General features: G+C 38.1%; 9 protein-coding genes. All 9 read right to left on the bottom strand.

What is annotated here, in order from left to right; genetic code table 11:
* Window positions 1-107: 107 nt before the first annotated feature.
* Window positions 108-2,567: a glycoside hydrolase family 95 protein gene (locus AC3WV0_RS01975; RefSeq protein WP_488843509.1), complete on the bottom strand. Its 2,460-nt coding sequence runs from the start codon at window positions 2,565-2,567 to the stop codon at window positions 108-110.
* Between the two features lie 37 nt (window positions 2,568-2,604).
* A complete protein-coding gene (locus tag AC3WV0_RS01970; RefSeq protein ID WP_488843507.1) occupies window positions 2,605-3,879 on the bottom strand; it encodes an MFS transporter in 1,275 nt (424 codons plus the stop codon).
* A complete protein-coding gene (locus AC3WV0_RS01965) occupies window positions 3,880-4,515 on the bottom strand; it encodes a bifunctional 4-hydroxy-2-oxoglutarate aldolase/2-dehydro-3-deoxy-phosphogluconate aldolase (RefSeq protein WP_488843505.1) in 636 nt (211 codons plus the stop codon).
* Window positions 4,512-5,513 (bottom strand): sugar kinase, encoded by a 1,002-nt coding sequence (locus AC3WV0_RS01960; protein ID WP_488843503.1) that lies wholly within the window; start codon window positions 5,511-5,513, stop codon window positions 4,512-4,514. Before AC3WV0_RS01960 ends, AC3WV0_RS01965 begins: the two co-directional genes overlap by 4 nt.
* A 137-nt stretch (window positions 5,514-5,650) precedes the next feature.
* Window positions 5,651-7,069 carry a glucuronate isomerase gene (gene uxaC, locus AC3WV0_RS01955; protein ID WP_488843501.1) on the bottom strand — a complete coding sequence of 473 codons (1,419 nt, stop codon included), beginning with the start codon at window positions 7,067-7,069 and terminating at the stop codon, window positions 5,651-5,653.
* 112 nt (window positions 7,070-7,181) lie between these two features.
* Entirely contained in the window at window positions 7,182-7,997 is an 816-nt protein-coding gene (locus tag AC3WV0_RS01950; RefSeq protein ID WP_488843499.1) for an SDR family oxidoreductase, read from the bottom strand.
* Between the two features lie 119 nt (window positions 7,998-8,116).
* Window positions 8,117-9,295: a mannonate dehydratase gene (uxuA, locus tag AC3WV0_RS01945; RefSeq protein WP_488843497.1), complete on the bottom strand. Its 1,179-nt coding sequence runs from the start codon at window positions 9,293-9,295 to the stop codon at window positions 8,117-8,119.
* Between the two features lie 90 nt (window positions 9,296-9,385).
* Window positions 9,386-11,353 carry a RagB/SusD family nutrient uptake outer membrane protein gene (locus tag AC3WV0_RS01940; RefSeq protein WP_488843495.1) on the bottom strand — a complete coding sequence of 656 codons (1,968 nt, stop codon included), beginning with the start codon at window positions 11,351-11,353 and terminating at the stop codon, window positions 9,386-9,388.
* An 11-nt stretch (window positions 11,354-11,364) separates the two neighbouring features.
* The gene (locus AC3WV0_RS01935; protein ID WP_488843493.1) at window positions 11,365-14,235 is read right to left on the bottom strand and encodes a SusC/RagA family TonB-linked outer membrane protein; all 2,871 of its coding nucleotides are present in this window, start codon (window positions 14,233-14,235) and stop codon (window positions 11,365-11,367) included.
* Window positions 14,236-14,319: the final 84 nt, after the last annotated feature.

Raw genomic sequence — 14,319 nt, 5'->3', positions numbered from 1 at the left:
GCTTTGATTGCATTAACTTTTTTCTATTATCAGGTCACTCCTACGGAGTTCCTTTATCATTAGACTTTACTACATCTACACAGATATCGCTCCTACGGAACGCACTTTTATTTCATTCTTAAAATATAAGTTTTTCCTGCTTCCGTCGGGAAATCGTACATCACCGATTCTTTTATTTCTACAGGATTTAATTTGGCTTCGTTGGATATGATTGGTTTCTTAATCTCCGGAACATCAAAAAAAGGATTGGGATTTTTGCCCTCTGCTTTTTTGAGTTTTGATTTTCCTTTTAGTTCCATTTCGTTCGGAATTCTGAGCCTACAGTTTCCGCCTAAATTCGATTTAATTATGATTTCTTTTGCTTTATTGTTTTCCCAAACGATACTGATTTCAAAACCGCCGTAGGTTTTTAGCCCACAAATGCTTCCGTTTTTCCATTCATCAGGAAGTGCGGGAAGAATATCGACGAATCCGTTTTGTGTCTGTAGCAGCATTTCAGTGATTCCCGATGTACAGCCGAAGTTTCCGTCGATCTGGAACGGCGGATGGGCATCGAAAAGATTCGGATACGTTCCGCCTTTGCTTCCCCAGCCATCTTTTTCTACCAGCGTTAATTGGTCTTTGATCAATTTGTTAGCGTGATTTCCATCTAATAATTTTGCCCAAAGATTGACTTTCCAGCCCATACTCCAACCTGTGGAAACATCGCCGCGATGGATGAGAACAGTTTTTGAAGCATCCAGCAATTCCGGCGTGGTGAAAGGATTAATTTGATTGGAAGGAAACAAACCATACAGATGCGAAACATGCCTGTGATTGTCTTCCGGATTATCAAGATCTTCCATCCATTCTTGCAGTTGTCCGTATCTTCCGATCTGCATCGGCGGTAATTTTGAAATAATATTTTTCCAAACCTGGATTTTATCTGAATCTGAATTTAAAATTTCTGCTGCTTTCTTTGTTTTACTAAAAAGGTCGAAGATCAATTGATCATCCATTGTATTTCCAGCTGCCAAGGCACTTCCCTGATGTCCGTTCGGAATATTCTCGGGAGACATCGACGGATTTACAACAAGCCAATGATGCGTCGGTTCTTCTATCAGAAAATCTTCATAGAATAGAGCGGCAGATTTTAGAATTGGATAAATGGATTGGAGATAATTTTTATCGCCATTGTACAAATATTTTTCCCAAAGATGCTGGGAAAGCCACGCTCCACCCATCGGCCACATTCCGGCATTGGCAAAATCTACGACACCTGTAATTCTCCAGATATCGGTATTGTGATGAGCAACCCAGCCACGGCTGTTGTACATTACTTTTGCAGTTTCTTTTCCGGATTCGCTTAAATCTTTTACCATCTGGATCAACGGCTCATGCATTTCCGGAAGATTGGTCTTTTCTGCCGGCCAGTAATTCATTTCTGTGTTGATATTGATGGTATATTTACTGTCCCAGGCCGGTTTGTTGGAATTGTTCCAGATTCCCTGCAGGTTGGCGGGCTGACCGCCAGGTTGTGAAGAAGAAATCAGGAGATAACGCCCAAACTGGTAATATAATGAAATCAGTTCTGGATCGAAGCTTGTAGCAAAGTTTTTAACCCTGATATCAGTCGGATTTTTTGCAGCTTCAGAAGTTCCTAAATTAAAATCAACTCTTTTGAAATATTTCTGATAGGCGGCAAGATGATTTTTATATAGTGTATTAAAACTTTTATTTTCAGATGCTTCGATGTATTTCTTGCTTTTTAAAACTTCGTCTGCATCTAATGTTTTGTAATCTGTAAAATTGGTCGCGATAGAAATGAGAATCATCACTTCATCAGCATTACTTACGGAAATTCCGTTTTCTGAAGCTTGCGTTTTGCCACCTTTATTGATAAATTTTGCGAGTGCATTGAATTTAACCTGACCTTGAATACCATCTAAAGTGGAGGACAATCCATCGATCTGTAACGTGTTGGCATCAATAGCTTTCACATTTTTCTTAAGTTCACCGTTAAAATTGGCTGTGAAATTCAAAGCGTTCTTCTTGTCTGAACTTAGTTTAATGACAATAACATTATCAGGAATTGAAGCAAAAATTTCTCTTTTAAAATGAATTCCATTCGAAGTAAATGTTGTAGTGGCAACAGCTTTTTCAATATCTAATTCCCTGTAATAATTTTTAACATCATTAAGATTATTAAAATTCAGCGTGAAATCGCCAATATTCTGGTATGCCGAACCATGAAGCGTTTTCGCTGTTAAACCTCTATCCGCAAGAATCTGCGCGCGCTTGTAATTTCCGTTAAATAAATAATATCTGATGGAGTCCAGTACCTTTGGGCCGTCCGGATTATCATTCCGTGAAGGACCTCCGGACCAGAAAGTGCTTTCATTCAGCTGAAGTTTTTCTTTAGAAGGATCCCCGTAAATCATTGCAGCCAATCTGCCATTTCCAATCGGTAACGCTTCGACCCATTGTTTAGCAGGTTTATCATACCACAGCTTATATTTTCCTCCTTTCTGGGCAGAGGAAAATATACTTATCAAAAGACATAATATGATATAAAGTCCGGCTTTCATTTTTACTTTTTAAACTTCAAACTGTATTATTTTGATGTTAAGCTGTTTTCTTCCTGTTAATCAACCAAATAATTCCCCACGCTGCAACATACGAGATTCCTGCAATGAAGAAGATGATATTGTAACCGCCGTTGATGTTTCCGGCTTTTTTAAAAGTATCCAAAACAATCCCGATAAACAGTGGAAAAATAATTCCCGCTGCCGAGCCAAGCATTCCTCCAAAACCGATCACAGAACTTACATAATTGTTCGGTAATTTATCTCCAACCGTAGTCATCAGATTCGCTCCCCAACCCTGATGTGCAGCCGTTGCAAAGGCTATAATAATGGTTATCAACCACATATTATCAACATATTTTGAGAACATTACCGGAACGACCATTAAAGCGAATAATAACATTGTAAGGCTTCTCGCTCTTCCAATTGCCCATCCTTTTTTGATTAAAAATGAAGAAAGATATCCGCCGCCTATACTTCCAATCGTTGTTCCACTATAAATGATAATCAATGGAACAGAAGGTTTGGTTAAGTCCATTTTAAAAACATCTGCAAAATAAGCCGGCAGCCAGAACATAAAGAAATACCAGATCGGGTCGGTAAGGATTTTCCCTATGGCAAAAGACCATGTTATTTTATATTTTAACAATTCAGAAAGTGGAACTTTTGACTGTTCTTCGGTCTTTCCATCCTGGTCGCTTTTGATATACTGAAGTTCCTCGGGACTCAGTTTTTTTGTTTTTTCCGGAATCTGGTAAAATTTCCACCAAAGAATAATCCATAATAGTCCCAATGCTCCAATCCAGACAAAAGTTTCTCTCCAGCCGTAATGTCCGAGAATAAACGGCACCAGAAGCGGCGCCAATATAGCACCCACTGTAGCTCCGGAATTGAAAATTCCGGTTGCCAATGCCCTTTCTTTTTTCGGAAACCATTCGGCGACAGATTTTATCGCGGCAGGAAAGTTTCCGGCCTCACTGATTCCCAATGTGCTTCTTGCGATGATGAATCCCAACGTGCTTTTCACAAAACCATGTCCTATAGAGGCTAAGCTCCAGACAATCAAGGAGACCGCATATCCGATTTTGGTTCCGACTCTGTCGATAAATCTTCCCATTGCCAGATAACCGATCGCATAAGTGGTAGTGAATGCCATTACGATGTAACTGTAATCTTTTTCATTCCAGTCAAATTCTTTTTCCAGAATAGGTTTCAGCAAGCCCATTACCTGGCGGTCAAGATAATTGATCGTCGTTGCGAGAAATACCAGAGACAGCATAAACCATCTTATATTGCCATTTTTTGGAGCCTGCATTTAGTTTTGATTAAGTTGTTGTAATAGATTCTGAACTTTTTCTGTAAGCTGTTGTGATGTGAAATCCTTTTTTATTAATGAACTTCCCAGGCCAACTGCTACCGCTCCGCCTTTTAGCCAATCGTTAATATCTTCTGTATCAGCGTTTACACCGCCGGTTGGCATAAAGTTCATTCCCGGAAAAACGGGTTGAATGGACCGGATATAATTTTTACCCAGAGCATCAGCCGGAAAAATTTTAACTAAATTTAATCCGTTCTGAAAAGCAATATTAACATCAGATGGCGTGAAACAGCCCGGAATCAAAAGAATATTTTTGCTTACCGAATGTTTTACCAATTCTTCGCTGATCACCGGAGTGATGATGAAATCGGCTTTTGCACGGGCATAATCATCCATTTCCTTCGTATTTTTTACCGTTCCTATTCCAAGTAAAAGCCCTGGAAATTCTATGGCGGAAATTTCTTTCAGCTTTGTAAAATTTTCTAATGCCTGAATACCGCGGTTGGTATATTCTATGGCACGAATTCCGGCTTCGTACAAAGCTTTTACGGTATCTTTTGAAACATCAAATGATTCGTTGTAGAACAACGGAACGATTTTTTGGTTTCTTATGGTTTGTATAATTGAATTCATAATTTCTCAATGTTAATAGATTCATCAATGGTATCACCTTTTACAAAAAGTTTTTTAAAAGCAACCTTTGTGGCATCTTCCAATATTTTCTGCGATGAATTTCCTTTGAGTTTACCGTGAATAAGCGCAGCCATAAAAGAATCTCCGCTGCCGACTCTTTCTTCTACTTTTTCGGAATTATATTTTTCTGAAATCAAAAGCTCATTATTCTCAAATAATGTCGCATAGTAATTGACTTTTTCACCGTTTGTAAACCGGAAAGTATTAGCAATTATCGCAACATTAGGGAATTGTTTCTGAATTTCTGATGCTGATTTTTCAGCTTGCTTTAAAAGATTTTCGTCATCAAAATTTCCGTTCAGTTCATATTCTATCGGAACCTCCAGAAATTGTTGGATGGACCAGATATTTCCCATTAATACATTAACAAAAGGCATTAATGTTTTTATTGTTTCCGAAGGATTTCTTCCCTGCCAAAGTGCTGCACGGTAATTCAGATCTAGAGAAACGATAATATTTCTTTTTGCCGCTTCTTCCATTAAACTCACACATTTTTGACAGGCATTTTCACTTAAAGCCGGTGTAATGGTGCTGATATGAAGCCATTTTACCCCGGAAAATATTTCATCAAAAGTAAATTGTGAAAAATCCGACTGTGTAAAAACTGAGGGGAAACGGTCGTACACTACCGAAGCATTTTGCATATCGCCATCTGAAGACAGGTAAAAAGTTCCGATTCTTCCGATATTTTTTTCTGCAAGAACTTCAATTCCTTTATTTTGAAGCTGACTTTCCAACTGATTTCCAATGAAATTTTCAGGTAAAGCAGAAAGAAGCTTTACAGGATTTTTCCATTGGGCAAGAGCCGAAGCCACATTGTATTCAGCGCCGCCTACGAAAGTATTCACAGACTGATCATTGAGCCAGTTTCCATGAGAATCTGGAGCAAAATGGAGCAATAGCTCTCCGAAACACAATATTTTTTTGGAATCAATCATTATTTTGGTTGAACCCTTTCGGGTTCTGTTTATTTAATTTTATATTTTTTCTATAGGTTGCACCTACGGCTATTGATATTGAACCCTCCGGGTTCTTAACTTCGTCTCAGTCTATTTGCTAGATATCTTCCTAAATTTTATATTTCAAAATAATTTTTGGTGTTGTAGTAACAGATATCCTGAATGATCTTTCCTACCCACTCTTCGTCATCGGGAAGCAAGCCTGTTTCCATGTCACTGCCAAACATATTGCACAACAATCTTCTGAAATAATCATGTCTTGAGAATGACAAAAGACTTCTGGAATCGGTAAGCATTCCCACAAAAGTGCTGATAAGTCCAATATTGGAAAGCGTGTTCATTTGCTTTTTCATTCCATCAAGCTGATCTAAAAACCACCAAGCCGCCCCAAACTGTACTTTTGATTTAATTCCGCCTTCATTGAAATTTCCGGCAAGTGATGCGAGAACTTCATTGAATGTTGGATTAAGATTATAGATTATGGTTTTGGTAAGCTGTCCGGCTGTATTTAATTCATCTAAAAGAACACTCAACCGTTGAGCAAAATATTGTTCTCCAATCGCATCATAGCCTGAATTAATGCCTATTTTATCAAGCATTTTTGAATTATTATTTCTTGTTGCTCCAACGTGAAATTGTTGTATCCAGCCTTTCTCGTTGTACATTTTGCAAAGTTCCTTAAGTACATACCCGCATAAAGCTTCAGGATTAGAAAATACAGTTTTATTTCCTTTCAGAAATTCTGAAAATTCGTGTTCAAGATTATTATTCCAAAGCGTTGTATCAGGGAAATACTCAAATCCGTGATCCGCTACTTTTGCGCCGGCTTCTGCAAAATAATCAACTCTCGACTGAAGCGCATTAAGCAAATCAGACACTGAATCTATTGAAATTCCGCTGACTTTTTCAAGTTTTTTAATGCCTGCAAGATATTGCTGAGTATTAATGATATTAATGTAAGAATCGGGGCGAAAAGCTGGTAAAACCGATGTTGCAAAACTACTGTCCTTAATTGCTTTATGATAAGCCAGATCATCAGCAGGATCGTCCGTCGTACAAAGCGTTTCAACCTTAAAGTTATTTATAATTGATTGTGGTAAAAAATCGTTTGTCTGCAAACTTTCATTCATCTGAGAATAGATAGAATCTGCATTTTTGAGCGAAAGATATTCTTTGATTCCGAAAGGATTTTTAAGCTCAAGATGTGTCCAGTGAAATAACGGATTTCGAAGCGTGTAAGGTACAACTTCAGCCCATTTTCTGAATTTTTCAATATCCGAAGCGTCTCCTGAAATGAATTGCTCATCGATCCCGAAATTTCTCATCGCACGCCATTTATAATGATCACCATCCAGCCAAATTGCCGTTGGTGAACGGAAATTCAGGTTATTGGAAATGACATCCGGCTCCAGATGATTGTGATAATCAATAATCGGCATTTCTTTCGCAAATCCGAAATAGAGATTCTCTGCCTTTGCCGACTCCAGCAAAAACGACTCTCCGAAAACTTCTTTATTTTTATTAGAATAAGTCATTATCTGGTTTAAATGATTTAAAATTTTATTTAAAAATCAATTTTTTAAAAACAAGACCTTAAGTTATTTTAAGATCTTGTTTATCTAAATATGAAGAAAATTTAACTTCAGATTAAACACCGCTAAAAGCGCTGAAACCACCATCAACAGGCAGTAAGGCGCCGGTAATAAAACTTGCGGCTTCTGAGCAAAGGAACTGTACTGCTCCGTTCAGCTCTTCTACTTCCCCGAATCTCTGCATCGGCGTTTTAGCAATTACTTTTTTACTTCTGTCAGTCAGAGAACCATCAGGATTCAGGAGAATGGCACGGTTCTGATCACCAATGAAAAATCCAGGAGCAACGGCATTTACCCGGATTTTATCTCCGAATTTTAAAGCTACATCAGAAGCCAGCCATTGCGTAAAATTGGTAATCGCCGCTTTCGCTGCCGAATATCCCGCTACTCTCGTGATCGCCGAATAGGCTGCCATTGAAGAAATATTTACAATACTTCCGTTTCCCTGCTCTGCCATTACTTTTCCAAAAACATAGCTTGGATATACTGTTCCATTGATATTGAGATCAGTCACCTCATCCCATCCTTTCATATTCATATCAAAGAATGATTGTTCGGGAGATAAGGTGGCTGTAGGAATATTTCCTCCGGCAATATTTAACAGAATATCTATTTTTCCGTATTTTTCTATGATTTTTTTTGATGCTGATTGAAGGCTTTCGATGTCCATGACATTGGCTTCGACGGCAAATGCGTCACCACCTGATACTGTCAATTCCGTGACAAAAGCATCCAGTTTCTGCTGATTTCTGCCTAATGCAACTACTTTTGCACCGGCTTCAATGAAGCTTTTTGCCAGGCTTCCACCCAAAACACCGGAAGCTCCTGTGATGACGGCCACTTTATCTTTTATACTGAATATTTCGTTCATTATACTATTAATGATGATTGATAATTATTGAACCCTTCGGGTTCGTTGGAAATTGTTTTCCATTTTCCATAGGTTTCACCTACGGCTACTCGTATTGAACCCTTCGGGTTCTTTTTTAACTAAAGATCTTTGGACATTTCGTTTTGGACAGCTGCCATTACCCCTTCAATCTGACCTAAAGCCAGCATTCTTCCCAGAAATGAATACCCTGGATTGTAACCTTTATCGATATCTTCGGTTAAGAGTCTTCCGTGGTCAATTCGCATTGGTAAATCTGGACTTTCCTTTTCAAATACACGGATAACATCAATCAGTTTTCCTCTTCCGCCCAAATGATGCGCTTCTATAAAATCACCGTTTTCAAAAACATTGGTGCTTCTAAGATGGACGAATTTTGTACGGTGTGCAAATTTCTGGGCCAGTTTCGGAACATCATTGTTAAGGTTAGCACTTAAAGATCCGGCACAGAAAGTAAGTCCGTTATGAGGATTATCCACTGCATGTAAGAACCAGTCGATATCTTCTTCATTGGTAACGATTCTTGGCAAGCCAAGTAAAGCAAACGGCGGATCATCAGGATGCACACACATTTGGATATTCCATTCTTCGCAAACCGGCATTATTTTTTCGAGGAAATATTTAAGGTTAAGGCGAAGCTGGTTTTTATCAATTCCATGGTATAAGGCCAATAAATTATTGAACTTTTCGACAGGATTTAAATCTCCTTCTTTTATGTTTCCGTTGACAAACCCCTGAGTTTTAACAATGACTGAATCAATCAAATCATTGTTCTCTTCTTCAGTCAGCGTATTTTTCAGTTCTTCTACTTTCTGAAGAATTTCTGCATTATAATCCTCTTCTGCTCCTTGTCTTTTCAAAATATGAATTTCAAAATAGGCAAATTGAGCTTTATCAAAATATAGCGATGAGGAACCATCTTCCCATTCGTGGAAGAGATCTGTTCTGGCCCAATCTAAAACTGGCATAAAGTTGTAGCAAACTGTTGTCACTCCTGCTCTACCCAGGTTTTCGAGACTTTTGATATAATTTTCTATTAAAAAATCCCGGTCTTCACCTCCGTATTTAATGGCTTCGCTTACGGGAAGACTTTCCACGACAGACCAGCGAAGACCGTGACTTTCTATATAATTTTTATAATCATTGATCGCCTCTAAACTCCAGATTTGTCCGTTGGGAATATCATGCAGTGCGGAAACAATTCCTTCTACTCCTATTTGCCGAAGTGTATTCAGACTTATTTTATCATTCTTCCCAAACCAACGCCATGTTTTTTCCATAATCTTTAAAATTTTTATTCATTAAACAAAGCAGGTGCTTTTTCACAAACACCTACTTTGCTGTTAATATGAATGTAAGAATAAAATCAATTAATAACCAGGGTTCTGGTATTTTGCTTTTTCTTCAGCACTTAAACTCATATTATCTAATTGCCCCTGAGGAATAGGTCTCAAATAGTGGAATTTTTGAATATTACGAGTAAATGTCTGCGGTGTGTGATCTCCGTAATTCACACCACCAATCTGATAAGTAGCAGCATATTCTCCCCATTTTTGTGTTCGGATTAGATCATACCATCTATAGAATTCACCATAATATTCTCTTGATCTCTCTGCAAGAATATAATCAATAGTAATAGTAGATGGAGTTGCTGCAATCATGGCAGCACTATTATCAGCAATATATGTTGTATTCTGAGCATTACTGAATTTCCATTTTCCTGCTCTTGCACGAATAACATTTATTAAATCTCTTGCTGTCATCGTACCTGATGCTCCTTTAACTGCTGCTTCTGCAGCAATAAAATAGAATTCAGAAAATTTAGCAACATTGAAAGGACGAGTCAAACCTGCATTTGGATAGCCTAATCCTGTTGGATCTAATGTACTATATGTTCCGATTTTCCATAATCCCGGATATACCATTCTGCTAATTCCATTAGGTGAAATTACCCAATCAGCACGACCTGGTAATGTTCCTGCACCTACACCACTTAGACCTTGACCATTATTATATGTGGCATCAGTAGATTTTGGATAAGAAGGTGTCTGCGAATCATCATTTAAGAATGAAAGAATAGCACCTCCTGGTTGAACTGGTAAATTATTGGCATTATATAATGTGATATTTCCTAAACCTGCCTTATCCCAGTTGCCTCTGTACGTACTTACAAATGTTCCGTCATAACGAGAATCGTTCGTTTTATCAGCAAAAGTATTTTTAATGACACCAATTGTTGGTGCCATACGCACCCAAGGTCTCCCTAAGGATTGTGTAGCAGCACGTTGCACAGGACTTACGGGAGTCCATGTAGTTGCAGAATTGCTACTCTTAATATTAGGATAATTCCATGTTTGCATCCATGCTGCAAAGTTATCCGGTGACCAACCTGATCCATATCCTGCAGGATCACCTTCATTATAATATGTGCTTGATGAAGTATGGTCTGCGTATAACATACATTCACTATTACGGTCAAATTGTCCCGCGTTAACATCATAGTAAGTTGGTTGTAAGCTGTAAGGACCAGGATTATTAATACCTGTTAGCGAGATGTCATAAGCCTGTTGATAGTACCATTGGGCGTTATGACCATTAGGATCAGTCCTTGGTGTCTCCGGATAAGTTGGAATATTATTTGGATTTTCCAACCACCAACCATAAGTTAAATATGCTTTTGCTAAAAATAATCTTGCTACATTTTTAGTGACACCACCAGTTACGCGTGGCGAAGCGGGAAGATTATCAATAGCTTTTAATAAATCAGGGAAGATAGCTTTTGTGTATACTTCAGGAACCGTATTTCTTTTTGAAGTGGTAACTGCAGAAGTATTAAATGCCAGCTCACCGGATCCCAAATCCAAAGGAACTCCACCGTATGTTTGTACTAACAAGAAGTAATCAAATGCTCTAAAAAATCTCGCTTCAGAAACTAAAGATTCTGCTATGTTAAAGCTTGGTCCTTTTTCAATGATTCCATTGGCCGTATTGATATATGGAAATACAGACCCCCAGACCATGCTTGGTGGAAATGTATTTGGATTAAGGCTCCCTACATTACCTGTCATATCAAGATCTTTGAAATTTCCATCAGCACTCTGTGCCCACGTTGTTTCATCCGTTCCATTCTGACAGTTACTCATAAAATAACCGTTTCCGTATAATGTTCTTAAGTGTCTGTATAATGCAGTTACACCCTGTTTTATTCCGTCTTCAGTATTAAAAAAGTCTACTGTATAGTTTGATCTTGGTTGCTCATCCAGAATCTCACTACAACCTGTCAGGGTAAGAGATAAGAAAAAAGCACTTATGATTATTCTTTTATTAAATTTTATCATGACTAATAATTTTAAAAAGTTAGATTAAGACCCATTAAGTAATTACGTGTAGAAGGGTTATTAGTTCCTATAACCAATTGCCTTTGACGATATCCGCTTACAGCCTGGTTTTGATCACCCAGTGAGTTTGGTTCAGGATCCATTCCTGATTCCTTATGATATGGAGAAAATAAAACCAATGGATTTGTTACCGTAAAATAAATTCTCAATCCTGTGATATTAAAATCTTTAAGATATTCTTTATCTAGATTATAGCCTAAAGTTATTGTACGTAACTTCAGATATGACCCATCAAAAAGAGCTAATGTTGAAGCATATTTAGGATTATCGCCTTCTCTCAAACCACCTGGCTTTGGATATCTCACATTAGGATTTTCTTCAGTCCAGTAGTCCACATCAACGTTATTTCCTCTTCCTGTTAATCGGTTCAGATAACTAGCTGAGCCATAAAGTGTACTAATTAATACACCTCCGTGCTGGAATGCACCTACAGTACTTAACTCGAAGTTTTTATAAGCAAAACGCATATTAAATCCACCTTGCCAATCAGGGGCTGTATCAATAATCTGTCTATCTGCAGCTCCAATAGCCCTTACTGGCGTACCATCTGCATTATATCCACCCGTATAAAGTACTTTTATCATACCTACAGCAGCACCTTGTTGTGGTTCCAGAATATTTAAATAAGGATCACCCTGCTGCCATAAACCTATATTTTGATAGTCATATAGTGAATTAATATTGTGTCCCACAAACCACAAATTCGTTTCATCTCTGTCTCTGCCGGAAGCTAAAGACAATATTTGATTTCTATTGGTATACAAGTTAACACCAGCATCCCACGAAAAACCGTCTGGATTACTAATTATACTGCCATTAAGAGAGAATTCCCATCCTTTGTTTTCAGTAGATCCAACGTTTGCAGTCTGAGTAGGAAGACCTCCTGATGGTGGTAAAGAGACAGATTGTAGTAGTCCTTCAGTTTTTGTTCTATAATATTCTACCGTCCCGGTTAGTCTATTATTAAAAAATCCAAAATCCACACCGTAGTTTTGCGTTTTAGAATACTCCCATCCAAGATTTGCATTTGGTGCAAGACTTACATAAACACCAGTAGAATTTGTATTTCCGAAATTATACGGAACCACAGTTAATGACCCTAATGTAGAATATGGTGAAACTGCCTGATTAGACGTTTGCCCCCAGCCTGCTCTTAGTTTTAAAAGGTTCATGAATTTAAGATTTTGCATAAACGACTCATTGGTTACATTCCAACCTAATGATAATGCCGGATAAGTATGCCACTTATTTCCAGGCGCCAATCTTGAAGAACCGTCTGCACGAAGAGTAGCTGTCATCATATATTTATTATCATAAGTATACATAACCCTTCCCATATAAGACATTAATCCCCATTGCTGGTATACCTGATCTTCAGGTCTTACAGAAATATCTGCTTGTGGAGACTGACCAAGATTGTAATATTGGAAAAAATCTCCTGGAACATTTCTCGCGCTCATATATGAGCTTATATATCTATTCTGTTCCGCAGAATATAAACCTACTGCATTAACCTTATGTTTTCCAAAGGTTCTATCATAAGTTAATAGGTTTTCCAATACCCAGTGATAGGTCTGATTATTCCCCTTACCTGCTGAAGACGGTGCTGCAGCATTATAATTGAATACACCAACTCCAACATAATTTCCACTGTTGGATGTGCGGTAATCTAAACCCGCATTCAATCTATATTTTAATCCTTTTAATGGCAAAGTAATTTCTCCATATAGATTGTTATATGACGCAAAGTCTTTACTTTCATCGACATACTTATCTCCTAGATTTTCAAGAGTCTGCCTTGTGTATATCCATGTCTGATCTTGATCAGAAGCAGTTTTCATTGTTCTCTTTAAATTACCGTTTTGATCATATGGACTTGCCAATGGAGAATAGCCCAATGTAGGTGCCGAAGCAACGCCATTTCCTCGAGATACAGTATAATTGGTATTAGTAGTGAAACCGAACTTGAAATTTTTTCCAACCTGCTGGTCTAAGCCTATACGTAAAGAAAACCTTTCGTAACTTTGAAGAGGAACTAAAGCGTTCTGTCTGTAATAAGATAATCCGGCATTATAGTTGCCACCTTCAGTACCTCCGGAAACTCCTACATCCTGACTTGTCATCATAGCAGGTTTATAATAAAGATCCTGCCAATCTGTATTAGTGCCAGATTTTTCGTCTTCACCATTAACATAAAGACCAGCATCTTTACGTAATTTATCAAACTTTGGCCCGTCCATCATAGGATATTTAGAGAATAGCGTTTGAACTCCTGTAAATGAGTTATAGCTAAATCTCGGCTTTTGTCCTTTTGTTCCCCTGTTTGTTGTAACAAGAATAACTCCGTTTGCCCCTCTTGAACCGTAAATGGCTGTTGCAGAAGCATCTTTAAGGATATCAATACTTTTTATATCGCTCGAACTAATGTCACTCAGGGATCCCACAAACGGAATACCGTCAAGAACGATTAGCGGATTGTTATCACCTGTTAATGATCTTGTACCTCTGATTCGGATCTGCATGGCTGCACCCGGTTTTGTAGAAGTCTGGGAAATATCTACACCTGCAGTTCTACCTTGCAAAGCCTGTGTAATGTTGGCTGAAGGTACCTCACGAAGTGCATCACCTTTTACGGTAGCAACAGATCCTGTTACGGCTTCTTTTCTTTGAGTACCGTATCCGATCATGACTACTTCCTCTATCTTTTTCTCTTTGGTCGCCGTATCTTTCTTAACCTGGGAATACGCCAAGCCGGAAGGTAATAAGGCCATGGCAAAAAACAAGGCCGCCTTATTGGTTTTAGCTAAATAAAATCGGTTCATAATTATTATTTTTAAATATTAGGGTTGAATAAAAAGGCCATTAATAATTATAATTCTGAAAATCCTTAGTGTTAGCAGCCTTTT

Source organism: Chryseobacterium sp. 27AL (genome assembly GCF_057815395.1).
Note: the sequence above shows the minus strand (reverse complement) of the source record. Positions and strands in the feature narration are given on the sequence as shown.